This window comes from Enterococcus sp. DIV1096b (assembly GCF_050498765.1).
GTDB classification, from domain to species: Bacteria; Bacillota; Bacilli; order Lactobacillales; family Enterococcaceae; genus Enterococcus_D; species Enterococcus_D entomosocium.
On sequence record NZ_JBMHEK010000001.1, the window covers coordinates 2,998,116 to 3,021,256 of the forward strand.

A 23,141-nucleotide genomic window follows, 5' to 3' on the forward strand; every position below is an offset into this window, starting at 1 on the left:
TTTGTGTATTCCTTTTTTCTATATATTTAGAATAACAAGTTCCCAAAGAAAAAGAATCAAAATTGCTTGAAGAAAATCTAAAAAAATCTTCATCTTTCTCTTTCATTTGGAAAGGCAAGTTTAAAGATACTGCCTTGCGGTTGATTGTCTATCACGGTGATTTTGGCATGATATTTGTCTGCCAGCTGTTTTACCAGTGAAAGCCCAATGCCTGAACCGGCAATCTGGCTAGAACGAGAATCTTCTACCCGATAGAACCGTTCAAAAATCAAGGCTTTCTTGTCATCGGGAATCCCAATGCCAAAATCGGCGACGGTTAAAGACAACTGCCTTTGCTCTTGTGTCAAGGTCACATGAATCGGCTGATCAACAGGCGAATACTTCGCGGCATTTTCTAACAGGTTTTGGATGATTTGCTGGAAGTCACGTTTATGTCCTCGCTTCATACATTGGTTCTCCACAAAATATTCAATCGATTGCGGAACGATCGTCGCTTGTTTTTCACACTCTTCTCGGACGATCTGGGAAACATTAACAAGGGTCATTTCTTCTTGGGATTGATTTTTTTCTAGGTCTAGCAATTGATTGCTCAATGTTTCCAAACGCTTCGACTCTTTGTCAATAAATGCCATCGAGGAAGGAATGACTTCGGGATGTTTGGTTCCACGCCGCTGGATCAATTGGACATGTCCGCGAATCGCAGCCAAAGGTGTGCGCAGCTCATGGGAAGCATCGGCAACGAATCGTTTTTCCCGTTCGATCGTCTCACGCTGTTCTTTCAACAATTTATTGAAAGCCAAGGCCACCGAACGAATCTCGATGGGTTCTTCAGACACTGACAATTCTCCTTGTCGGCTTTGTTCAATGGCAGCAATTTCTTGCGCCATGCCGGTAAGTTTCTGACTCCATTTCCCGACACTCCAATAAATCAGCAGGCTGCCAATCACAACAGCGATCAGATTCAAGAAACTGCTGATCATAAAGAGACCATAGGCTAATTCCACACTATCCTCCCCATTGATAGCGATCGTCACCTGATCCCCATCGACTTCTTGGGTTTTCGTGTAATAGATGCCATCCTCTGTAAAAACGATGTCTTCGAGAAATGGCATCACTCGTCCTTGATTGATATCGGCAAAAATCTCTTCCGCATCTTCTGATGAAACGACACTGCCATCGGCTAAGAACACTTGCAGGGCGTCTTCTTCATCTGCCGAAACATAGGCATTGACGAGAGTGTCCCAGGTATCCCCTGATGCCTCACCTTTTTCGATGGCTTCAAGAATGTTGCTAGCACGATTTTCGATATGTTCAAACAAATAACCTACGGATAATAAAATAAACAGCAGATTGAAGAGAATCAGCAGACCAAAGAGTATCAAGGAAAAGCGGCTCGTCAATTGAAACTGGGCTGTTTTTCTACGTTGGTTGACTGACTTATTCTTCATGGTCGGTCCTCAAGACATAGCCTAATCCTCGAACGGTTGCGATCATTTTGCCTTTGCCGCAAACATCCAGCTTGTTCCGCAGTGTACGGATATAGACATCTACAACATTCGTTTGACCGTCGTATTCATAACCCCAAATCTCATTCAATAGGTCATCTCTGGTTTTGACGACTTCCGGCTCTTTCATCAATTCATATAAAATCCCAAACTCTTTGGGCGTCAACTCAATGGTTTCACCGGCAACCTGAACCAAGTGCTTGGCGATGTCCATCATCAGCTCCCCCGCCACTAATTGGTTTTGCTGGTTCTTTTGTTGTTGGGCTTCTCTTTGCAGCCGCCGCTCGATCACGCGAATTCTGGCAAACAGTTCTTCGATTTCAAAAGGTTTCGTTAAATAATCATCTAACCCAACATCAAGCCCCGTCACCACATCGGCGGTTTGATTTCTGGCGGTCATCATCAAAATCGGGATGTCGCTTTCTTTGCGTATCCGCCGCGCCACTGTGATGCCATCATAGATTGGCAGCATCCAATCCAATAAAATCAGATCAAAAGCATTTGCTTGCTGATTGAACAAGGTCAATGCCTCTTGCCCATCTTTGGCCCAGACCGTGCCATATCCCTCAAAAGTCAATTCGGACTGGATAAAACTGGCTAAACTTTCTTCGTCTTCTACTAGCAAGATCTTCAAAGTCATATGCGCTCCTCCTCTGGTTTTGCTTCTATCATAACGGATTTTTTCAAAACTTCCTAACTGATTGAAAGAAAAAAACATGAAGATTTTTTCATGTTCGACCAAAAAAAGACGGCATGAACCAAGGTTCACTCCGTCTTTCAGTTATTCCATATTTTTTGCCAACTGATACGTGCCAACAAGTTCTCCTTTTTCGAGTTGAATCATGTAAGGACATGTTTCAGCTAAAAACTCACGATCATGACTGATCACGGCTAATAAATCAACTTCTTTGGCAACTATTCGCAGTAGTTTTGCGACTTCCTCCATTTGCTGCAAATCTAATCCACTCGTTGGTTCATCGAAAAACAACAAACGTTTGCCAGAAAGCAAGGCACTGCCAATCGCAACTCGTTGTTTTTCCCCACCCGACAAGCTTTGCGGATGTCGGGCAAGGAGTGGTGTTAAGTGCAACAATGAGACAATTTCTTCAAAACGAGCTGGGTTTTGGGCTTTGATCAGCAGCTCTTTTTCCACCGTTTCAAAAAACAGCTGCAAGTTAACATCCTGCATCACAAGAAAGCTTTCCTGCAGCAGCTGCTTTTGGGTCCGCTTTTGTCCATTGATGGCAAATACTGCTTCTGGGCATTTTTTCAATCCTGACAGGACTTGCACCAACGTACTTTTGCCAGCACCATTTGGTCCAACGATCCCCACAGCTTGCTTCGTCGGCAATTGTAGTTCAGGCAAGTTAAGCGCCCAATTTCTGCTGTTTGCTGAGCGTTTCGATTGCTTGATCTGCAGATGCGTTGCCCTTAATCCAGACTTTTCTGGCAAAGATTCTCGGCAGTGCTGATTTTCCAATGCCGCCTCGCCTACTTTTCGCAATCCCAACTCGTGAATTGCCTCCTCGGGCAGTGACAACAGCTGAGCTGCTGGATAGGACGCCCGCAACCGCCCTGCTTCTAATAAGCAAAAGCGGTCTGCCAGTGGCGCCAAATACGCCAAGCGGTGTTCGGCGATCACAATGGTTTTCCCTTGTTGTTTTAAAGAAGCCAATCCTTGAGTCAACTTTTGGATCGCTTCTTGATCCAAATTACTGGAAGGCTCATCCAATAAGAACACATCATGGGGCAGCATCGTGGCTGCAGCGAGAGCAATCAGCTGCTTCTCCCCACCAGATAGGTCAAAGACACTAGCATCAAGCAACGGGGTCAGGGAAAACTGCTGTGCTACTTCGGTGATTCGCTGCCGAATGTTTTCTGGTGCGACGCCCGCATTTTCCATCGAAAAAGCTAACTCCGAATAGACATCCGTGGTGAAAAATTGAGTCTTGGGGTTTTGAAAGACGACGCCAATCGTCTGGGCATAATGGGAGAAATCGGCAACTGGCAAGTCTGTTTCTCCGACACGGATCTTTCCTTGCACTTCGGCGGGATACAGCTCAGGGATCAAGCCATTCAAAACATTGAGCAAGGTCGATTTTCCGCTGCCGCTAGCGCCGCACAAAACGATAACTTCCCCAGCTGCGACTGTCAAAGAAAGCTCAGATAATACGGTTCGATTTTCTCGTTTCACTGACACTTGTTCTAGTGTGATCATCCAAGCCACATCCTTTTCACGATAAAGCCGCCTAATGCTAAAAAGACCAAGCCATCCCACCAGCGCAGCTTCAGTTCGTGGACGGTGGTATGGGGAGTTTCTGATGCTAACCCGCGAACCAGCGCCGTAGCCGACAGTTCGGTTGCGGTCTTTTCAGCCGACATCAGTAATGGGATCAAAAAATACTCCGCACTTTGCAGTGGATGAAGCAAGATCGATCCTGCCGACAGCGAGATGCCGCGAAAGCGCATCGCTTGGCGAATACTTTTGAAATCTTGTACCAATGTGGGAAAAAAACGAAATAAGACTGCCAGCGGGACTAATAATACATTGGGCACGTGCATTTTTTGCAACGCCGCCATCCACTCACTGTTCTTCGTCCCACTAATGGCAAAAGCCGCCGCCATGATCGTTGGCAATAAGCGGCGATAACCGACGGAAAAGAAATCCAGCAACACGATCAATAGGTGGTTTCCTTGGCGAAACAAAAAACTATCTGCCAGTGTCAGCAAGACAAACACGCCATAGAACAGCAGGCCTTTTTTCCAAAAGCCGCTGACTAAAAATAGCAGCAGCAAGAACGTGACAAAGACAAACTCATCGATCCAGCTAATGGACACCATCATAGTAAAACTAGCAAAGAGAATCACCGCCAATTTGCTGCGGGGATCAAACCTTGTTTTCGACACATTCCTCACCCTTTATGCGATTGGATTGTTGGTTGAAAATGTTTTTCCATCAAGCGGCTACCAATGCCTAAACCAGCCACCGCACCAATCAAAACGGCCAATGCACAAAGCCCCAACATCACATTGGAGGTATGAGCAAACACGCCGGCAATGTAGGTTTCATCTTTTCCGCGAGCCACTAATGAATCGATGTAGGCATTTTTCATAAACCACAGGGGCAAGATCGGGCCCATCAAGCCAAAACTAAAGACGATATAACTCGCCAGTACGCGAACGTTCTCTTTGAGCTTTGTTTTGTATTGAATCAAATCAGCTGCTAAGGCACATATCATATTGGGCAAAAAGGCCAATGGAAAATGTCCTGAAATCAAAAAAAAGAGCCCTACCACGGTACCCATAATGGTGATTGCGCCAAATTTCGGTACTTTATTCAATAAAATCAGATAGATAATGCCAGAAAACAAAGCGGTGACTGCTGGAATAAATAAATTATGAAAACCTGGGATCACAAAACGCAAAATCAATAGACAGACGCTCATTAAAAGAAAATAGATCGTTGTATAGATCCCCACTGCAATTAAATCTTGAACCTTTAGTTTTTTCACTGCGTATACGCTCCTTCTTGCAAGCAATCAATGAAAAAACCGTTGCTGCTTGCTTGTACAAACTTATTTTTACAAAGCCTCAGTATAGCACAAAGCAGACGTTTTTATGGGGAGATATGCTTACTGGTAAACAAATATTGTTCATCAAAAAATCGCCTGCAGGTAATGCCCTGATAAAAGCGACTTTACTTGCAGACGATTCTGGTAAATATTTTTTATCAATTGCCTATTCTAATGATGTCCCCCACCGTCAACTTAGGGTAAGCTCCCGGTTCTACTAGAATTGCTCCTGGTAAAATTTCATTTTCTCCATCACGAAAATAGATAGAGATATGTCCTAGCTCATTAAAGTTTTGGTTGGCTGCACTGCCAACCTTCTTTATTGTATAAGTCGCCTCACCTAATTGAAGCTTCACTCCAGGTTGAAGAACATTTTCTTGTTGTTCAATTGTTTCATGAAGCACACAGATTGATTTCAACTCTTCCGTTGCTGCTGGACCAAACAATATCAACAACATCTCCTCTTCAAAAGCTTCAACCAACTCACCAATTTCTTTCACCGTACTTTTATACAATCGAATGCCTCCTTCATGCTTTTTTTCACTTATTCGTTATAGATGAATGGGTAGACCTAATGCCAATTCTGTTGTATCCATTATAGCTTCCGAAAGTGTTGGATGTCCATGGATCGTCAGCGCAATATCCTCTAACGTAAGTCCTGCTTCAATTGCCAACGTGATTTCAGCGATCAAATCACTAGCTCCAGGTCCCACGATTTGTCCACCAATGACTACTTCTGAGTCTTTATCAAAGACTAAGCGAACAAAGCCTTCGTAGGTGTTCAGTGACAAAGCACGACCATTTGCTTGAAATGGAAAGCTCGCAGTATCAGCTGCCAGTCCTTGAGTCTTCGCTTCTGCTAAAGTTTTGCCTACAGTAGCGATTTCTGGATCTGTAAAACAAATTGCAGGAATGGCTCGGTAATCTTTTGCTACGTTTTTCCCGCTGATGACTTCTGCAGCTATCTTCGCATCATAACTCGCTTTATGAGCAAGTGCTGGTCCTTCAATAACATCACCGATGGCATAAATGTGGGCTTGTGACGTTTGGTATTTTTGATTGACACGTATCCATCCGTTCGTTCCTGTCTCGATCTTCGCCTGAGCTAAACCAAGATCTTCTGTATTTGGTTTGCGTCCCACTGTGACCAGTACGTAATCAGCTGTTAGTATTGTTTCATTTTGATCGGCACGAACCGTTACTTCCACACCTGTATCATGGCTTTTTACTGATTTTGCCATTACACCTGTTACTATTTTGATCCCTTTTTTAGCAAAGGACGCTTCGACCACCGCCACTAAGTCTTTTTCGTAAGAAGGAAGCAGTTGCTCCGATCCTTCCAGTATCGTGACATCTGCGCCTAAATCTGCATAGGCACTTCCAAGTTCAGTGCCAATCACACCGCCACCAATAATCACCAACTTTTTGGGCACTTCTTTTAAAGACAATGCCCCGGTAGAGTCCAAAATTCTGCCGCCGAATGCAAAGCCGGGAATCTCGATTGGACGACTTCCTGTGGCGATGATCGCCTGCTTGAACTGAATGTTTTTTTCTCCCTTACCTTTGATTTCTATTTGATTTGGTGAAAGAAACCGGGCATAACCTTTAACGATTTGAACTTTATTTTTGAGTAGCAGTCCACGAATGCCCGAAGTGAGCTTTTGGACAACGGTTTCTTCCTTCCATTTCTGGAGTGTCTGAAAATCTAACGTTGTCTGCTGATTGGTTATTCCAAGATAATGGCTATGTTTTGATTCTTGATAGACGTGTCCGGCATGGATCAGCGCCTTAGAAGGAATGCATCCCACATTTAAACAGACCCCACCGATAGCATTGCTTTCTACGATCGTGACTTGTTGACCTAATTGCGCCGCCCGAATCGCTGCCACATACCCGCCAGGACCTGATCCGATGACCAAGGTATCTGTGTTATATTCCATAAATTCCCCCACTTTCTACAATAAGAAGCCTAGTGGATCTTCTAGTAATGTCACGATTTTTGTTAAAAATGCCGCTGCTGGTGCCCCATCTACGACACGATGATCAAATGAAAGATTCAGTTCAACAAAGGATTGATTTTTCACTTCGACAGCAGTCTGATTGAAGATAGCTTTTTCATAAATCCCACCAATGCCCAAGATCGCTACTTCTGGTTTGTTGATAATCGGCGTAAACTGCTTGACCTTTGTTTTTCCTAATGAGCTGATCGTAAACGTACCACCAGACATTTCGGGATTCGTCAATGTTCCTTCACGAGCTTTTCTCGTTTTCTCTTTGATTGCCGTGGTCAAATCAGCTAGACCGAGCTGATCAGCTGTCGAAATGACCGGAACGACTAATCCCTCTGAAAGAGCAACGGCAACTCCAAGATGAATCGCTGAAAATCGTTTGATCCCCTCATCCGTGGCGTGGGCGTTGAATAGCGGAAAATCCTTCAAGGCAATCATGGTTGCTTTGGCAAAAATTTCCAGATAAGAAAGACGTTCACCTGTTCTTTGTTCGATCATCGGTAACAGCTGATTTCGTAGGTCAATAACTTTCGTCAAGTTGACTTCCGCTGTCATGGTAACATGGGGGATGGTCGTTTTGCTCGCTACCATTTTTTCTGCAATTGCTTTTCGTAACGGACTCCATGGAATGAGCGCACTCTCAGATACCACTTCCTCAACCTGTGGTTCGACAGTTGGTTGTTTATTGATGGCCTTAATATCCAAAGCTTGGATTCTGCCTCTCGGTCCACTTCCTTGAACAGTAGTCAAATCGATCCCACGCTCTCTTGCCAAACGTCTAGCCGAAGGAGTTGCCCGTATGGTACGCATCATTTGATCATTGGTACGAGGTGCTGTCTTTTCAGTTTCTGTATTTGTTTGATTCTGCTTAGCTTGGTCTGGTTGAGTTGCTTCACTTGAAGGCATCTGAGGTGGGACCGTTTCATTTGCTGCTCCTATATAAGCAATAATTGAATTAACGGGCGCACTCTCCCCATCAGCTAAGTATTTCTTTAAGAGAATCCCCTCTTCATAGGCTTCTACTTCAATGGCGATTTTATCTGTCATTACTTCAAAGATTGGATCACCGATCGCAATGGTATCGCCTTCATTTTTTAGCCAAGTCGTAATGGTTCCCTCAGTCATCGTTGAGCTTAATTTAGGCATCAAAACCTCATGTGCCATACTTTCCCTCCTATTTATCCGCCATCAGTTTGCAACATGCTTCAACAATATCCTCAACTTGTGGTACTGCTTTTTTCTCTAAGTCAGGATGATACGGCATCGGAATCTCTGCACCTGCTAAGCGAACGATTGGCGCATCTAAAAAGTCAAAAGACTCGCTTTCTGAGATCACACTTGCTAATTCAGCGCTGAAACCACTGCGTTTGACTGCTTCGGTCACGACCACCGCACGCCCAGTCTTCATCACTGAATCGATGATGGTTTGTTTATCTAAAGGCACCAATGTTCGAGGGTCGACAATTTCAATACTGATATTTTTCTCTTGTAAAATATCCGCTGCAGCTAGTGCTTTATGCACCATAATTCCTGTAGCAACGACGGTAATATCTGTTCCTACTTTTTTAATATCCGCAACCCCAATAGGGATCGTATATTTTTTCTGCGGCACATCCGACGAGGTGCGATAACACAATTTGTGTTCATAAAACATTACTGGATTATCATCCTCAATCGCTGCATGCAGTAAGCCTTTGGCGTCATAAGCCGTTGCTGGCTGGATCACCTTTAAACCAGGGATATGAGCCGTCCAGTTTTCTAAACTTTGGGAATGCTGCGCTGCTGCCCCAGTTCCTGAACCACCGGGGGTTCTCATTACAAGAGGAATTCGTGCTTTTCCACCATACATATAACGAATTTTTGCTGCTTGGTTTACAATTTGATCGAGGGCGATCGTAATGAAATCAGAAAATTGAATTTCAAAAATCGGTCTCATGCCCGTCATAGCTGAGCCAACTGCCGCACCTGCAATTGCTGATTCAGAAATTGGGGTGGATCGAATCCGCTCCTCACCAAATTCTTCCACCATCCCACGGCTAACGCCGAAAGCGCCTCCATAAACACCGATATCTTCCCCTAACATGAACACAGCTTCGTCTTCTCGCATTGCTTCCGCAAGAGCTTCTCTCACGGCTTCCGCATAAGTAATTTCTCTCATGATGTCCTCCTACTCTGCATATACATCTTCAAACATCGTTTCCACGGCAACGACGGGACTGTTTTCACCAAAGGTCACTGCATCATTGATGGCTTGTTTGGCTTTTTTTCGAATTTCCTCTGCCTCATCTTCAGTAAAAATTCCCGCTGCGATCAAGGTTGTTTTGGCTTGTTGGATTGGGTCTTTTTCTTTGCGCCACTGCTCTTCTTCTTGCTTGGTCCGGTATTTTTTCGCGTCTGACTTCGAATGTCCCTTCCAACGATAGGTCATAGCTTCGATCAATGTCGGTCCTTCGCCGCGCCGAGCTTTTTCAACTGCTTGATAGGTGGTCTCGATCACTTCTATCAGATTGTTTCCATCAATTGTGATCCCTTCAATTCCGTAGGCCTTTGCTCGCTCTGATAACTGTTGGATGTTCGTCATTTTTTCAACAGAACCGCTCATACCATATTTATTATTCTCAATAAAAAAGACTACTGGTAGATCCCAGATTGAAGCCAAATTGACTGCTTCATGAAAACTTCCTTCATTGGTAGACCCATCGCCACCGTAAGACAAAGCGACTTGTTTCGTCTTTTTCATTTTCGAGGTCAAAGCTGCGCCGACGGCAATCGGAAACCCACCGCCAACAATACCGTTTGCGCCCAAATTTCCAGTATCCAAATCAGCGATATGCATTGAGCCGCCTTTGCCTTTATTCGTCCCTGTGGTTCTCCCAAACAATTCCGCCATCATTTCGTTGACATTGGTTCCTTTGGCAAGTGTATGCCCGTGCCCACGATGGGTCGAGGTGATCCAATCGGTCTTTTTTAAGACGGCACTGCTTCCTGCAGCAGTCGCTTCTTGCCCTACAGCCAAATGGGTCGTTCCATGGATCAAGCCTCGAGCAAACAGTTCATCTACTTTTTCATCAAAAAAGCGAATTTCCCACATTTTGTAAAAAATCTCTTTAAACGTTTCATTTGAGAGATTTGCACTATTCTCAATCGAAAAATACTTCGTTTTTTCCATTTGTTTTCTCCTTTTGTTTTGCCTAAAAGTTCATCTAAGCAGCACGAGGATTCACTCTATCCATTCAACAGAGCCTTTGCGGTGTCTTCATCCGTAATCAGCACATCAACCCAGTCACCAGTTAAGGCTGCTTTAATGCCCTTCACTTTATCCTTTCCACCCGCTGCAGCAATCTTTAAAGGAATCCTTTTTAGATCCGACACCTCCAGCGACAATACTCGTTTGTTCCATTCACAATCCACTAATGCGCCCACTTCGTCGATAAAGTTATAACAAATATCGCCGACGATCGTCCCATTGGTAAACTCAAGCTTCATGCCCTCTTCTTTCGCAAGATAAGCTTTTGTCATGGTCGAATAGACGGGCGTCCCACCGATTCCCACCAAAGAAATATCAGCATTTCTTGCTTTTTTAAACACATTTTTTATAAAGGATTGATTCAAGAAGACCTCTCGAGCCTCTGCTGAATCCACCGTGATTGGCGCATGTAATTCCACTGCAACTGCACCACACTTACTTGCGAAAAGTTCACAAAGAACATTGGCTTGTAAAGTTGCGTGTTCTCTGCCTAGTCCACCTACTAAGGGGATAAAGCGCACATTTGGTAAATGGTTTTTTGCAGAAAAATTGACGGCTGCTTCATGGATCGTAGTTCCAGCAGAAATCGCAATCGTCGCATCTGCTTTAGTGATGCGCGTCAGGTATTTTGCTGCCGCAATGCCTAATCGTTTGTTTAAAGATTCTTCTCCGGTTGATGGAACACAAATGACCTCTTTTAGTCCATATTGTCGCTGAATGTTTTGTTCAAGTTGTTGAAATGGGTGCAGCAATTCATCATGGATGATGATTTCTACTAATCCTAAACTACGTGCTTTCGCTAAATACTTAGAGACCAGTGAGCGGCTGATACTAAACTTTTTGGCGATTTCTTCTTGTTTTGCTCCTTCGTTGTAATACATTGATGCCAATTCTACAAGTAATCGTTTATCATCCGAGTAGCCCATTTATTTTTCCTCCAATAGTATAAATACTTTATTACTATTGATTTTAACACGTTTTAAAACGGCGATTTTCAAAAAAGAATTACGCAAATGTGCTATCTTGTAATTTTCTAAGCTTCCAGACGGTTGTTGATTGGTCTAACTCCACATCGTCTTCTGTCAAAAATGTGCCTGCTTCGATGGTGCGTTTTGCTACTACTTCTCCTGAAATCAAACCAATCGGGATATGTCCTTCTGTTGTCATGTCGGCATGGGTTTCTAAAACTCCACGCACACAATATCCGCCGATCCCATCTAAACGCTCTCCTGGTTTAATTGTCTTTTTCGCAACAACTACTGTTTCAGAAATTGGTGCCCCTAATGGAACGATCGCATGATCTTTTTGCAAGACAGCTTTTGCAATGGTGATTGGTGTTTCTAAGCTTGCTAAGTGGAAGGGTCTATACAAGAGATGATGATCTCCTTCTTTTTGCATCAAATAATTCAGTTCATGTTTGACTCCTTCATTTTGACCTTTGACGATTACAAAAACACCTGGAGCCAAGCCATCGACATATTCTACAACCCCAAATTTATTCAGTATGCCACCCTTTTCTTGCAGGTTCAAATCCTTCAAAACGGACTCTTGATCACCAGCAACGCCGTGCATCCCTACTTTATCCGGGACAAAGCCAATCGCATTTGACAGTAAATTCATTTCAGCCATCGTCTTCGTACCGTCTTTAAAAGCAGCAAGCATATGAGAAGCCATTTTTTTCGTCTTTGCTTCTTCCTGGCAAGTATCTGGATTAGCGGCAATGTTAAGTTTGTTATTTTTCCCTTTCCCTGCTACTAAAACTTCCATCCCCATAGACTTCGCAAATTCAAAAAGTTCGGTTGTCGCTGCCGGCTCGTCTCCATCTGATCCGGTATACACTAAACCGGCAGTCCGATAAAGCCGATGCATCAAAGGACCGATCGTAATATCAATTTCAACATTTAGTAGAACAAGGTGTTTTTTAGCTAAAAGCGTCTCCATCGCAATTTTTGCACCTACTTCAGGTACCCCAGTCGCATCGACGATCACTTCAACGTCTTCTGAGTAGATCACCTCTTTGAAATCAGTAACTGTTAGAATTTCATGTTGGCTTGTGGAGGAAGCACGGTAAGCTTCCGCCGCACTTTGTGCAAAATTTAACCGAATATCACTGATCCCTGTTACAGCCATTCCCGGGATCGTCGCGATCTGTGCAATCATTCCAAAGCCCATTTGACCTGCACCGATTACGCCAATTTTGATTGGCATTCCGTGATCTTCTCTCTCCAATAATTGTTGATAAATAGTCATTCTCAGCTCTCCTTTAACAAAATATATTTCACGTAACATATGATACACCCTTATACTAGTAGGCCAAGATTCCCTTGTCAACGCTTCCAATAAAATTCAGCTGCGAACGATGCATCTTTACCTAACGTTCCCTTTTCTTCACAAACTTAACATATGTTCCAACATGAAGAATATGTGAATTTCATATTGACTTTCACAAATTCACAATTTAAGCTTTTCTTATAAAGCGCTTCCAAACAAATTGAGAAATGAGGGATTACTTGATGGAGGAATACAAGGAACTTGTTTTATTGTTAGCCGGTTGTTGGTTCATTCAGATTTTCTTGTCCTACTTGCAGCACAAAAACTATGGGAAGGAAATAAACGAATTAAAAAAACGAAATACTGGTTTTTTGGGTGTAGGAATCTCAAAGGCAAAATTTAACCTAGGTCGCGGCATCGTCCTGCTAGTCGTTACAGATGAACAGGATTGTATCGTGACTTATAAAGAAATGGCTGGCATCACGATCTTTGCCCGGTTTAAAGAACATCAAGAATTTATCGGAAAGAAAACAACGGAAACAATGCCATTACTTGCTAATAAAAGAAGGAAAGCTGCTTTTGAACAAGCAATTCAATTGATTCAATCTGAAAAAAATCGACTGGAGGTAGTGTAAATGGATTTCCTAGTAATGATTGCTGAAAATTTTATTGGTATTTTTGATGCTGGTGGGGAAAACTTAGTGGGTTTGATCACTGGTATCTTACCAACTTTGATTGTTTTACTCACATTCGTCAATGCACTGATTGCATTGATTGGGGAGGAACGCGTTTCCAAGTTCGCTCAAATCTGTACCCGAAATATCATTTTACGCTATAGTATTTTTCCGCTTCTCGCTGTTTTTTTCCTTACGAACCCAATGTGTTACTCCTTTGGGCGTTTTTTGAAAGAAAAGCAAAAACCGGCTTTCTACGATTCAGCTGTTTCTTTGGTCCATCCCATCACTGGCTTATTTCCCCATGCAAATGCCGGTGAATTATTTGTTTGGACTGGTATTGCTTCTGGTTTAACTACTTTAGGCTTATCCACCATGCCGTTAGCTGTCCGCTATTTTCTAGTCGGTCTTGTTGTTATCACCATTCGAGGCGTTGTCACAGAATTATTAACGAAACTGATGTGGAAAGAAACCACTGAATGATGTTCATTGGAAAGAGGAGGAAAAACAATGTCAAAAACGGTTATTGTCAAACATGGAACGAAGGGTTGGGGTGGTCCACTAACGCTAGAACCCACGACTGAAAAAAACGTCGTTGCTTCCATCACAGGCGGAGGTATCCATCCAGTGGCGAAAAAAATTGCTGAACAATTGGGTGTGGAAGCAATCGACGGATTTAAAGAAAAAGTGGAACCAAGTCAAATGATCTGTGCGGTTGTTGATTGTGGAGGGACTGCCCGTTGCGGTGTCTATCCCAAATTAAATGTCTTGACCGTCAATCTCCATCCTACTACTCCTTCAGGTCCGTTAATGAAATTTATCAATGAAAAGAATTTTGTCTCAGGCGTCACCATAGATGACGTTTACAGCTCTGATGAAGCAATGACAGAATCTTCGGTAACAAGCGAAAAAGTGGAAGAACCAACACCTACTAAAAAAGAACAGGTCACTGCTGCTAAAGCAAAAGTCGCTGAATCACAAGGAGGGCTTCTAGGTTTCATCAATCGCCTTGGTCGTTCCGTCGGCAACATTGTGGGAATCTTTTACCAAGCGGGTCGTGATACGATCGAAATCGTAATCAAAAATATTCTTCCCTTCATGGCATTTGTCAGTATGTTAGTAGGGATCATCAATTATACAGGCATTGGCGACATCATCGCTAGCGGTGTCACTCCCTTATCTGGTAGTATCGTTGGTCTCGTGATCTTATCTCTTATTTGTTCAATTCCAGTTCTTTCACCCGTTCTAGGCCCAGGTGCCGTCATTGCTCAAGTCGTCGGCGTATTGTTAGGAGTAGAGATTGGCAAAGGCACGATCGCTCCCGCCATGGCACTACCCGCTCTTTTTGCAATCAATTCTCAAGCCGGTGCAGATTTTACCCCTGTCGGTCTCACATTAGCCGAAGCTGAGCCTTACACCGTAGAAGTCGGTGTCCCTGCCGTTTTGTTCTCTCGCTTACTCACTGGTCCCTTAGCAGTGATTCTGGCTTGGTTAGCTAGTTTTGGGTTGTATTGAGGAAGTCGCCTATTTATTCGAGTATCTTGCTAAACTTACAAAAAGACCAATCTAGCGTGGTTACTAGATTGGTCTTTTCCTGTTAAAAAGCATTTTTCTTCCTTTATGTTAAAAATCGTAGTACAGAAGATAGGAAAATAAATATTCTCTTTTCCTTTCTTTCCCCCTTCATTTGATGAATAATAGAGAAAGATCGAGTATATAAGATGATACTAGATAGTTCAAATTCTCTTTTTTTACTAGAGAAAGATCGATACAAATAAAAAACAAAGTGAAGAAAAAAATACCTTTGCTTATTATCTTAAGTTTAAAAATAATATTGTTATAAAAAGTCCAAACCCAACTGTAAAAACATTTTGACACTTGATTTCAAGGCATTGTCAAAGACATTTGATCGTTAAAAAGCAGACATTGGCCTACACTAATGGTAGAAGGAGCGGATAAAATGAACTTAAGCAAACAAATAAAAAAACATCGGGAACGATTAAGTCTCTCTCAGGAAGGGCTGGCAGAAAAACTTTATGTCTCCCGACAAACGATCTCAAATTGGGAGAATGAAAAAAGTTATCCTGATGTTCACAACTTATTATTGCTCAGTGTTCTATTTGATGTTTCTTTAGATGAATTAGTCAAAGGGGATGTTGAACAAATGAAAGAAACGATTGAGAAAACAGCAATGGATCGCTACACGAAAACAATGTTGGTCTTTACATTGTTGGCCGCATTATCTGTTGGGCCTGCTCTCTTTTTACCAGGACACTGGTGGATTGCCCCGCCTCTATGTTTTTGGCTCGTCTCCATGTATGCCGCATTGAAGATCGAAAAAATCAAGAAAACCCAAAATATCAAAACGTATAAAGAGATCGTTGCCTTCATGGAAAATCAAGACCTCGATGCCATTAGGAAAAAGCGGGACATCAAAAAAGATTTCCTCTCAAAAACAGTCATCGTCTTGGTCTTTGCCTTGATTGTCGGCATCATCGCATGGCTTAGTACACTGCCGCATTTACTGATGCGCTGATCAAAACACAGGTTGAAGCTGCTTTTATGATGAAGCCGCTTCAACCTGTGTTTTTTTCAATTCAATGATCTCATCCGCATAAACCAAGTTTTTCGGACGATGGGTAATCATGATGACTAGTTTATTTTTTAATTGGTCTTTGATCGCTGCAAAAAGCTTTTCTTCTGTTGCTTCATCTAAAGCCGATGTGGCTTCATCAAGGACAATGACTTCTGCGTTTGTGAAAAACAATCGGGCAAAAGCGATCCGCTGTTTTTCCCCACCAGAAAGGTTGGCTCCTTTTTCTCCAATTTCAGCAGACAGTCCTCCCTTGAGTGCCTGATAGAATGCGCCTAATTGACATTTTTCTAATACCGCTATGATTTCCTCGTCTGCGATTTCCTTATCAAAAATGATATTTTCTTTCAGCGTTCCTTGGAATATTGGCGCATCTTGCGATAGATAAAAGACATGCTGATAGTAATCATTTAAGTTGTAAGCAACTAAATTTTTGTGATTAATCAGGACCGCACCGGTCGTCGGCTGATACAAGCCTAAAATCGTTTTGACCAGCGTTGATTTTCCTGCGCCGCTTTCTCCTACTAACCCATAAATCGCTCCCCGCTTCAGCTCCAGTGTGCTATCGGTTAAGATTTTCTTTTCTTGAAGTATGACGGATAGATCCTTAACTGTGATGTAGTTGATGGTTTCAGACAATGCATCTCCTTGTGTTAATGCTTTGTCCTCTGGCAGATAGAAAAATTCATTTAACCGTGCAAAGGCAACTTTATCTAAGCTGTATTGAACAAAAATCACGTTAAATATTGCAACAGGCGTGTAGATTCGATCCACATAAATAATCAATGCTGCTAAACCACCCAAGCTGACCGTAATCTGATTTGTAAATGCCAATACCACAATTGCGACTTTGATCAATGCGACTAAAACTGCAAAAAAACCAAAGAAAAACTCATGGATCATCGTCATTTTCGTCAAACGTTCTGTTGTATCAGCAGACATATTTTTATATTGTGCGATCTCTTTTTCAAACCGTTTATTGATCCGAAACGTGACCATTTCCGTTAATCCGCGGATAAAGGTGCTGTTCATGGCTTCTTCTGAAACTAGCGCATGTTCTTTGAGAGAGCGTAAAACTTTCAAAAGCAAATTGGTCACGATAAACACCATTAGATAGCCCACAAGGATCGCTGGAATCAACCTTTTATCGATCATAGCAATAAAAGCTAAGTTAAACAGTGTTTCGGGAAGCAATTCTTTAAACAAGCGTCCATAAAAATTCAAATGGATATTTCTACCCGCCGCTGCTCCCGCTTCAGTTTTCTGTAAGAGTGCTCCAGAGCCAATCTGCAAGTATTCAGAATAGGCAATCTTGCTGATTTTCACTAAAGCTTGTTCTTTGAGATAGAAATACATGCTGTTGTGCAATTTCGTTTTGGGTTTCTGCTCGAGATAGGACAAAAGCGGTACCAGTACAAGCGTTAACCCATAGATAAAAATAACTGACCAATCAAATGTCTTGCCAAATGAATCGAGTAATTTTTGAAAATAAAAGACATTCGCGGCACTCAAAAATGAGACCGCAATTCCAATCCCAATATATACCGTCAATCCTTTTTTAAAATGCCGCCATAAATCAATCGCCATCGTAAGCTCCTTTTGCTGCAGTGTTCGTGGAAAAGTCGTGAGATAAATAAAATAACCGCTTTCAAAAGTATAATCTATTTTTCGCTTAATGGAAAGAAACGTATGAAAGATAGTGAGAAACCATTCCTCGGTCATCGAGAAAAACAAAAAAACCCCGCTCAAAGAGCGGGGCTAACGTTGTTGCCAACGATTGATTATTTGTTTAAAGCGTCTTTTGCTTGGTCAGCTAATGCAGTAAATGCTGTTGCATCGTTTACAGCCAAGTCAGCTAACATTTTGCGGTTGATGTCGATTTCAGCTAATTTCAAGCCGTGCATCAATTTTGAGTAGCTTAAGCCATTCATACGAGCCGCTGCGTTGATACGAGCGATCCACAATTTGCGGAAGTCGCGTTTCTTTTGACGACGATCGCGGTATGCGTAGTTGTATGAATTCATTACTTGTTCTTTTGCTGTTTTAAATAGAGTGTGTTTAGAACCGTAGTAACCTTTTGCTAATTTAAGCACTTTTTTACGACGTTTACGAGTTACTGTTCCACCTTTAACACGTGCCATGTATAATTCCTCCTAATATGAAAATCGATAATTGTTTGTATACGTGAAGCTTGGGTTACGCAATTATTTCATGCGTGCTAGTTGTTGACGGATACGTTTGTAATCGCCAGCTGAAACCATTGAAGCTTTACGCAATTGACGACGTTGTTTTTTTGTTTTGCCGTGGAAACGGTGACTGGTAAAGGCACGGAAGCGTTTCAATCCGCCGCCGCCAGTGCGTTTTACGCGTTTTGCTAATCCGCGGTGTGTTTTTTGTTTTGGCATAACTAATTTCCTCCTCAAAATCTTTCGTTATCTGACTTTAAACTGAAACTCAGTGAGTCATTATTTATCGTTTTTTGGTGCTAATACTAAGAACATACTGCGGCCATCCATTTTTGGCTTTTGCTCAACAGTTGCCAAATCAGCAGTTTCTTCCGCCAAACGATCTAACACTTTCTGACCAATTTCTTTATGGGTAATGGCACGGCCTTTGAAACGGATCGAAGCTTTCACTTTGTCCCCTTTTTCAAGGAATTTACGTGCATTACGCAATTTTGTATTGAAATCATTGACGTCGATCGTTGGACTTAAACGAACCTCTTTAATGTTGATTACTTTTTGTTTCTTACGAGCTTCACGGTCTTTTTTCTGTTGCTCAAAGCGGAATTTCCCGTAATCCATAATTCTTGCTACTGGCGGCTTAGCATTTGGTGCCACCAATACCACATCAAGGTTTGCTCGTTCTGCAATTTGCAATGCTTCAGCTTTACTCTTTACACCAAGTTGTTCGCCGTTTTGATCAATCAAACGCAATTCACGTGCACGAATGCCGTCGTTTACCATCATATCCTTTGCTATGGTCATTCACCTCCGAGTTTTTTGAGAGAAAGAAAAGCTTGTCGATTCGAAATCAGACAATAAAAAAACGAGTTCTTCACGAACCCGCACGTACTCCACACAAATAAATGGTAGGAATCCTATTCTGCCCAGCGATATCTTCACTCAGGCGAGAAGCGGGTGCTTCTGCTTTTATTTCTCAACTTTTATAGTATACTGCTTTTTCCTCTTATTGTCAACAGTTTTCATGATTGTTTCAAAAAAAAGCCGGAGCATACGCTCCGACTTTCGTGTTTCTTATTCTGCTTTCAACGCAGCCATCGTGATGTAGTTGTATGGTTGATTGAAGTGAGGCAAGAAGAAGATATCTAATAGCTTCATCTTGTCGATCGTTACGCCTTCTTCGATCGCTAGTGAGAACATGTGGATGCCCATTGCGATTTCAGATGTACGTGACGCCATTTGTGCACCAACGATGCGGCGTGTTTCTTCTTCATAGACGATACGGATCTTAACTGTCGCATTTTCTTTCATGAAGCCTGGTTTTTGGGTATCTTCGTAATCAGAGTATTTCACTTTCATGCCATTACGTTCGGCAGCTTCGACTGACAAGCCAGTTGAAACCATGTTGTAGCCGAAGATCGAAATCCCGTTTGATCCTTGAACACCTGTTGATTCTAGAGACGTTCCGCCGATATTATGGGCAGCGACGATCCCTGAACGTACGGCATTCGTTGCTAATGCGATATACGTTGTTTGTTGCAAAGCATTTGAGTACACAGTTGCACAGTCACCGACTGCGTAAACATCTGCATCGCTTGTCCGTTGATGGCGGTCCACTAAGTACGCGCCGTTAGCAAACAATTCCAAATGATCTTTGCCTAGCTCATTGTTTGGTAAGAAACCGATCGCATTGATCACTAGATCAACTGGGTATTCGCCGTTGTCTGTTACAACTGCTTCTACTTTCTCTGTTCCTTTGTATTCACGTGCTAATTCACCGAAATGCAATTCAATACCATTGTCAGCTAAGTTTTTGTCCATATCTTCTGTGAACCATTTGTCGTAGTAGTTTGGCAATGCCCGTGTCGCTGCATCAAAAAGCAACACATTTTTACCACGGCGTTTTGCTGCTTCAGCAATTTCAACACCGATGTAACCAGCACCGATAACGGCAACGTTTTTCACGTCTTCTGAGGCTAACTCTTTATCAACCGTTTGTCCATCTTGGAATTTTTTCAAGAAATGGATGTTTTTCAAGTCACGTCCAGGTACTTTGGGTGAGATCGGAACAGATCCAGTTGCGATGACAACTTTGTCATAAGATTCAACGATCGTTTCACCTTCACTGGTCACAGCGTGTACTTCTTTTTTCTCAAAATCGATATGGTCAACCACTGTTTCCATATGGATTTTTGCACCTTTTGCTTCAAAATCTTCACGTTTTGTATAGAACAAGCCTTCGTATGAATCGATTTGACGTCCAACCCATAAAGCAGTCCCACAACCTAGGTAGCTTAAGTTTGTATTACGGTCGATCATTACGACCTCTTGGTCTTTGTAGTTATCTAATAGTGTATTGGCAGCTGCAATCCCCGCGTGGTTTGCACCGATAATAACTGTTTTTGTCATGGAAAATTTCCTCCTTTTGTTTACATTGTCATTATAGCTCGCTTGTGAATTTGAAAACTATCAACTTTTTCGCGATTTTAAAAATTTGTGACAGTTTTTCGTTGATATACGTCACTTTCATCGGGTTAAGTTTCTATATCAAAATTATTTTCGTCTTGCAAGTAAAAAGATTGTGAAAAAATATGTATTCAAAATCAAAGGTTTTCCTTGTTATAAAAGCATTCTGCAAACCGATTGAATAAATTTCACAATACCCCACCGCTTTTTCGTAACTATCGCGGCATCGATTCGCCGTGTTATACTGAGAGAAAAACATACAGGATGGGATCTTGATGAAGAAAAAAATCGTATTGCCACTACCGCCCTTATTGTCGGCATTAGAGCCACAGGATTTTTATTTAGAAGAAGAACTGCTTTTCGAAGGTGGGTTGTTCGAAGGCGGTGATTATAGCTATGATACTTGCAAAAACCTTATCTTGAAGCAATGTCATTTCAAGAAAGTGACGATGCAAAAAACACGCTTGAGTCAATGGGAGTGTCAAAATGTTCTCTTTGAGAACTGCGATTTTTCTAATCTGGAATGTTTTGGTGCCAGCTTTCATCGCGTTCACTTTAAACAGTGTAAATTGACTGGTACGAATTTTGCGGAAAGCTATTTCCGTGACTGTACCTTTGAAGATTGCGTGGCAAACTTTGCTTCTTTTAGCAATACCAATTTACGGACGATGCTGTTTCGTCAGAGCCAACTAAGCGACAGTGAGTTTTATGAGATGGATTGGAAACACTTGACGCTACAAGAAAACCAGTTGAACAATAGCAACTGGTTTCACACAAAATTAGCAACTTTAGATTTTCGGACCAATCAATTTCAAAAGATCGCTTTGTCCTTTGAACACTTGCGAGGACTAACAGTCGATCAAGAACAAGCCTTGGTCATCGCCGCCGGTCTAGGTTTGGTGATCGACTAACGAATTCTGCGCCATAAAGCAATCAACATCCAGACGGATAACACTAAACTGATCAACAAGGCAATCCCCCAACCGAAAATACTATTGGTAAAAGGCAGCGGAACATTCATGCCAAAGAAACTGGTGACGATGGAAGGCACAGTCAATAAGAGGGACCAAACGGTCAAAAACTTCATGGTATCATTCAAGTTATTGTTTAATAGATTATTGTAGGTACCAGATAATTGTTCCAAAATTTGGAATGCCAGTTGGGTCATTTCCACTGCCTGTTTGGCTTCGATCAAGGCATCATCCAGTTGTTCCCGCTCATCATCATCCATCAAACGATAAATGGACAATGCTTTGATTTGCTCCAAGAGGACCGCATTTTGTTTCGTGGCAGACACTAAAAAAACCAGTCCAACTTCCAAATCAGACATTTGCAGTAAGTTTTTATTGGTTGTTTTTTCCCGTAGTCGCTGATTCAAGCGAATCCGCTCACTATTGACTTCTTCGACTAACGGAAAAAACGTGCCAGAAATCAAGAACAAGCTTTGAAACAAAAAATGAATGGGCGTTTGCAGCGGGTTTTGCAGGATCAAGCGCTCCATCATTGGAATCACATAACGGGTATTGTGGGATGCAAAAGTAAAGAGTTGCTTCCTTTTTAAAATAAACGTCATCGGGCTGGTCTCAAAATGATTTTCACGCTTTTCTTGCTGAGGTACATTGAAAACCAGCAGCAATGCTTCCTCTTCGGCATCATATTCGACCCGCGCGCGTTCGTTTTTATCTAAAGAGTACGTAAGCATCTCGTCAGACAAATGATATTGTTTTTGCAGTGCCATCACGCTTTTTGCGTCTTGTTGGTCGACTTGAATCCATTCATAGTTTCCGTCATAAAAGACATGTTTGTTTTCCACAATCCATCCTCCACTCTTGCTTTCTTCTATTATAAAAGAAAACAGCCAGAAGCCCAATCAAAGGACTTTCCTGGCTGTATCGGCTATTACTTATTTACGGGCGTCTTTCAAGGCCTCTTCCACCATCGTTAAAACGGCCTGTGCCGCTTGCGGGTCTTCGACAAAATTGAATTGATCGCCATCGATCTGGATCTTTGGACTCTCATTGTACTCTTCGTACCATTGATCGTAGCGTTTGTTCAACTCTTTGTAATAGTCGTATAACGAAGGATCAAAGGTCAACTGCTCATATTCCCGCCCACGTTTTTCAATACGCTTGAGCATCGTTTCAAAAGAAACGCGAATATGCACCAAAAGATCTGGATGCTTTTTGTGAGCTGCATACGGCAGCTCTTCTAACATATTGGCTAACAATTCATCATAGACTTTGACCTCGGTATCGGTCGCTCGCCCAAGGTCCGCATTTAAATGGAACAACAGTGAATCCTCATAAATGGAACGGTCCAGGACGTTATTGTCGTCTTTCATGGCTTGCTTGATACTTTCAAATCGTTTATTTAAGAAATAGATTTGCAGTAAAAACGCATATTTATTTGGATCTGCATAAAATAATGGTAATACTTCATTGTCATCGATCGATTCATAAAAGGCTTGACTGCCAAAATGATTGGCGATCAATGCGGTCAAACTTGATTTACCGGCACCAATCGTTCCTGCTAATACGATCACGCTCATATCCCCCAACTCACTCATCACTAAATATTGTATGTTGCATTTGCGATATCAACTATACAACACTATATCTTGT

24 protein-coding genes and 1 other annotated feature are annotated in these 23,141 nt (G+C 42.3%); of the genes, 5 read left to right on the top strand and 19 right to left on the bottom strand.

All coding sequences use genetic code 11. From position 1 onward, the window contains the following. Positions 1-89 precede the first annotated feature (89 nt). The 12 genes from IGJ17_RS14035 to IGJ17_RS14090 form a co-directional block, all read right to left on the bottom strand. Complete coding sequence (locus tag IGJ17_RS14035; protein WP_244732450.1) at positions 90-1,448, bottom strand: sensor histidine kinase; 1,359 nt, start codon at positions 1,446-1,448, stop codon at positions 90-92. Further along, a complete protein-coding gene (locus IGJ17_RS14040) occupies positions 1,438-2,145 on the bottom strand; it encodes a response regulator transcription factor (RefSeq protein ID WP_086316577.1) in 708 nt (235 codons plus the stop codon). Before IGJ17_RS14040 ends, IGJ17_RS14035 begins: the two co-directional genes overlap by 11 nt. A gap of 141 nt (positions 2,146-2,286) precedes the next feature. Beyond that, positions 2,287-3,723 carry an ABC transporter ATP-binding protein gene (locus IGJ17_RS14045; protein ID WP_086316578.1) on the bottom strand — a complete coding sequence of 479 codons (1,437 nt, stop codon included), beginning with the start codon at positions 3,721-3,723 and terminating at the stop codon, positions 2,287-2,289. Next, on the bottom strand, positions 3,720-4,421 hold the full coding sequence (locus tag IGJ17_RS14050) for an energy-coupling factor transporter transmembrane component T (RefSeq protein WP_194188206.1): 702 nt from the start codon (positions 4,419-4,421) through the stop codon (positions 3,720-3,722). Before IGJ17_RS14050 ends, IGJ17_RS14045 begins: the two co-directional genes overlap by 4 nt. Further along, complete coding sequence (locus tag IGJ17_RS14055) at positions 4,418-5,017, bottom strand: MptD family putative ECF transporter S component (protein WP_429961552.1); 600 nt, start codon at positions 5,015-5,017, stop codon at positions 4,418-4,420. Before IGJ17_RS14055 ends, IGJ17_RS14050 begins: the two co-directional genes overlap by 4 nt. A 218-nt stretch (positions 5,018-5,235) precedes the next feature. Continuing rightward, entirely contained in the window at positions 5,236-5,592 is a 357-nt protein-coding gene (locus tag IGJ17_RS14060) for a PTS glucitol/sorbitol transporter subunit IIA (protein WP_005228129.1), read from the bottom strand. Positions 5,593-5,628: 36 nt separating this feature from the next. After that, the gene (lpdA, locus tag IGJ17_RS14065; protein ID WP_194188207.1) at positions 5,629-7,017 is read right to left on the bottom strand and encodes a dihydrolipoyl dehydrogenase; all 1,389 of its coding nucleotides are present in this window, start codon (positions 7,015-7,017) and stop codon (positions 5,629-5,631) included. A 15-nt stretch (positions 7,018-7,032) separates the two neighbouring features. Beyond that, positions 7,033-8,250 (bottom strand): dihydrolipoamide acetyltransferase family protein, encoded by a 1,218-nt coding sequence (locus tag IGJ17_RS14070; protein WP_194188208.1) that lies wholly within the window; start codon positions 8,248-8,250, stop codon positions 7,033-7,035. A 10-nt stretch (positions 8,251-8,260) separates the two neighbouring features. Beyond that, entirely contained in the window at positions 8,261-9,244 is a 984-nt protein-coding gene (locus tag IGJ17_RS14075; protein ID WP_194188209.1) for an alpha-ketoacid dehydrogenase subunit beta, read from the bottom strand. Positions 9,245-9,253: 9 nt separating this feature from the next. Further along, the gene (locus tag IGJ17_RS14080; protein ID WP_194188210.1) at positions 9,254-10,255 is read right to left on the bottom strand and encodes a thiamine pyrophosphate-dependent dehydrogenase E1 component subunit alpha; all 1,002 of its coding nucleotides are present in this window, start codon (positions 10,253-10,255) and stop codon (positions 9,254-9,256) included. A gap of 56 nt (positions 10,256-10,311) precedes the next feature. Further along, entirely contained in the window at positions 10,312-11,259 is a 948-nt protein-coding gene (locus tag IGJ17_RS14085; RefSeq protein ID WP_074536801.1) for a sugar-binding transcriptional regulator, read from the bottom strand. A 79-nt stretch (positions 11,260-11,338) separates the two neighbouring features. Beyond that, positions 11,339-12,583, bottom strand: coding sequence for an NAD(P)H-dependent oxidoreductase (locus IGJ17_RS14090; RefSeq protein WP_429961553.1), 1,245 nt, complete (start codon positions 12,581-12,583; stop codon positions 11,339-11,341). Positions 12,584-12,846: 263 nt separating this feature from the next. Here IGJ17_RS14090 and IGJ17_RS14095 point away from each other — a divergent pair, with 263 nt between their 5' ends. The 4 genes from IGJ17_RS14095 (at position 12,847) to IGJ17_RS14110 (ending at position 15,814) form a co-directional block, all read left to right on the top strand. After that, positions 12,847-13,239 carry a transcriptional regulator GutM gene (locus IGJ17_RS14095; protein ID WP_194188211.1) on the top strand — a complete coding sequence of 131 codons (393 nt, stop codon included), beginning with the start codon at positions 12,847-12,849 and terminating at the stop codon, positions 13,237-13,239. Further along, positions 13,240-13,761, top strand: a complete 522-nt coding sequence (gene srlA / locus IGJ17_RS14100) for a PTS glucitol/sorbitol transporter subunit IIC (protein ID WP_074536804.1) — start codon at positions 13,240-13,242, stop codon at positions 13,759-13,761. A 27-nt stretch (positions 13,762-13,788) separates the two neighbouring features. Beyond that, on the top strand, positions 13,789-14,793 hold the full coding sequence (gene srlE, locus IGJ17_RS14105) for a PTS glucitol/sorbitol transporter subunit IIB (RefSeq protein WP_074536805.1): 1,005 nt from the start codon (positions 13,789-13,791) through the stop codon (positions 14,791-14,793). A gap of 445 nt (positions 14,794-15,238) precedes the next feature. Beyond that, a complete protein-coding gene (locus tag IGJ17_RS14110; RefSeq protein ID WP_429961554.1) occupies positions 15,239-15,814 on the top strand; it encodes a helix-turn-helix transcriptional regulator in 576 nt (191 codons plus the stop codon). Positions 15,815-15,838: 24 nt separating this feature from the next. On the opposite strand, the gene IGJ17_RS14115 is transcribed toward IGJ17_RS14110, so the two are convergent. From IGJ17_RS14115 to nox, 5 genes are all read right to left on the bottom strand, one after another. Continuing rightward, complete coding sequence (locus IGJ17_RS14115) at positions 15,839-17,458, bottom strand: ABC transporter ATP-binding protein (protein ID WP_074536807.1); 1,620 nt, start codon at positions 17,456-17,458, stop codon at positions 15,839-15,841. A gap of 194 nt (positions 17,459-17,652) precedes the next feature. Beyond that, positions 17,653-18,012 carry a 50S ribosomal protein L20 gene (gene rplT, locus IGJ17_RS14120; RefSeq protein WP_003128653.1) on the bottom strand — a complete coding sequence of 120 codons (360 nt, stop codon included), beginning with the start codon at positions 18,010-18,012 and terminating at the stop codon, positions 17,653-17,655. 63 nt (positions 18,013-18,075) lie between these two features. After that, entirely contained in the window at positions 18,076-18,276 is a 201-nt protein-coding gene (rpmI, locus tag IGJ17_RS14125) for a 50S ribosomal protein L35 (RefSeq protein WP_003128650.1), read from the bottom strand. Positions 18,277-18,336: 60 nt separating this feature from the next. Beyond that, positions 18,337-18,858, bottom strand: coding sequence for a translation initiation factor IF-3 (gene infC, locus IGJ17_RS14130; protein WP_005228103.1), 522 nt, complete (start codon positions 18,856-18,858; stop codon positions 18,337-18,339). 47 nt (positions 18,859-18,905) lie between these two features. Next, positions 18,906-19,029 (bottom strand) — a sequence feature (ribosomal protein L20 leader region). Positions 19,030-19,128: 99 nt separating this feature from the next. Further along, the gene (nox, locus tag IGJ17_RS14135; protein ID WP_081117741.1) at positions 19,129-20,463 is read right to left on the bottom strand and encodes a H2O-forming NADH oxidase; all 1,335 of its coding nucleotides are present in this window, start codon (positions 20,461-20,463) and stop codon (positions 19,129-19,131) included. A 332-nt stretch (positions 20,464-20,795) separates the two neighbouring features. Between nox and IGJ17_RS14140 the strand changes: the two genes are divergently transcribed. Beyond that, positions 20,796-21,431 carry a pentapeptide repeat-containing protein gene (locus tag IGJ17_RS14140; protein WP_429961555.1) on the top strand — a complete coding sequence of 212 codons (636 nt, stop codon included), beginning with the start codon at positions 20,796-20,798 and terminating at the stop codon, positions 21,429-21,431. Here IGJ17_RS14140 and IGJ17_RS14145 read toward each other — a convergent pair. Beyond that, on the bottom strand, positions 21,428-22,333 hold the full coding sequence (locus tag IGJ17_RS14145) for a magnesium transporter CorA family protein (protein WP_008379505.1): 906 nt from the start codon (positions 22,331-22,333) through the stop codon (positions 21,428-21,430). The genes IGJ17_RS14140 and IGJ17_RS14145 overlap by 4 nt on opposite strands. Positions 22,334-22,423: 90 nt before the next feature. Further along, positions 22,424-23,068, bottom strand: a complete 645-nt coding sequence (locus IGJ17_RS14150) for a deoxynucleoside kinase (protein WP_429946803.1) — start codon at positions 23,066-23,068, stop codon at positions 22,424-22,426. Positions 23,069-23,141 lie beyond the last annotated feature (73 nt).

Excerpts from the sequence above, each read along its gene's own strand:
- IGJ17_RS14035 (WP_244732450.1), bottom strand. The coding sequence starts at position 1,448 with ATGAAGAATAAGTCAGTCAACCAACGTAGAAAAACAGCCCAGTTTCAA.
- IGJ17_RS14040 (WP_086316577.1), bottom strand. The coding sequence starts at position 2,145 with ATGACTTTGAAGATCTTGCTAGTAGAAGACGAAGAAAGTTTAGCCAGT.
- IGJ17_RS14045 (WP_086316578.1), bottom strand. The coding sequence starts at position 3,723 with ATGATCACACTAGAACAAGTGTCAGTGAAACGAGAAAATCGAACCGTA.
- lpdA (WP_194188207.1), bottom strand. The coding sequence starts at position 7,017 with ATGGAATATAACACAGATACCTTGGTCATCGGATCAGGTCCTGGCGGG.
- IGJ17_RS14070 (WP_194188208.1), bottom strand. The coding sequence starts at position 8,250 with ATGGCACATGAGGTTTTGATGCCTAAATTAAGCTCAACGATGACTGAG.
- IGJ17_RS14075 (WP_194188209.1), bottom strand. The coding sequence starts at position 9,244 with ATGAGAGAAATTACTTATGCGGAAGCCGTGAGAGAAGCTCTTGCGGAA.
- IGJ17_RS14080 (WP_194188210.1), bottom strand. The coding sequence starts at position 10,255 with ATGGAAAAAACGAAGTATTTTTCGATTGAGAATAGTGCAAATCTCTCA.
- IGJ17_RS14085 (WP_074536801.1), bottom strand. The coding sequence starts at position 11,259 with ATGGGCTACTCGGATGATAAACGATTACTTGTAGAATTGGCATCAATG.
- IGJ17_RS14090 (WP_429961553.1), bottom strand. The coding sequence starts at position 12,583 with ATGACTATTTATCAACAATTATTGGAGAGAGAAGATCACGGAATGCCA.
- IGJ17_RS14095 (WP_194188211.1), top strand. The coding sequence starts at position 12,847 with ATGGAGGAATACAAGGAACTTGTTTTATTGTTAGCCGGTTGTTGGTTC.
- srlA (WP_074536804.1), top strand. The coding sequence starts at position 13,240 with ATGGATTTCCTAGTAATGATTGCTGAAAATTTTATTGGTATTTTTGAT.
- srlE (WP_074536805.1), top strand. The coding sequence starts at position 13,789 with ATGTCAAAAACGGTTATTGTCAAACATGGAACGAAGGGTTGGGGTGGT.
- IGJ17_RS14110 (WP_429961554.1), top strand. The coding sequence starts at position 15,239 with ATGAACTTAAGCAAACAAATAAAAAAACATCGGGAACGATTAAGTCTC.
- IGJ17_RS14115 (WP_074536807.1), bottom strand. The coding sequence starts at position 17,458 with ATGGCGATTGATTTATGGCGGCATTTTAAAAAAGGATTGACGGTATAT.
- rplT (WP_003128653.1), bottom strand. The coding sequence starts at position 18,012 with ATGGCACGTGTTAAAGGTGGAACAGTAACTCGTAAACGTCGTAAAAAA.
- rpmI (WP_003128650.1), bottom strand. The coding sequence starts at position 18,276 with ATGCCAAAACAAAAAACACACCGCGGATTAGCAAAACGCGTAAAACGC.
- infC (WP_005228103.1), bottom strand. The coding sequence starts at position 18,858 with ATGACCATAGCAAAGGATATGATGGTAAACGACGGCATTCGTGCACGT.
- nox (WP_081117741.1), bottom strand. The coding sequence starts at position 20,463 with ATGACAAAAACAGTTATTATCGGTGCAAACCACGCGGGGATTGCAGCT.
- IGJ17_RS14140 (WP_429961555.1), top strand. The coding sequence starts at position 20,796 with ATGAAGAAAAAAATCGTATTGCCACTACCGCCCTTATTGTCGGCATTA.
- IGJ17_RS14150 (WP_429946803.1), bottom strand. The coding sequence starts at position 23,068 with ATGAGCGTGATCGTATTAGCAGGAACGATTGGTGCCGGTAAATCAAGT.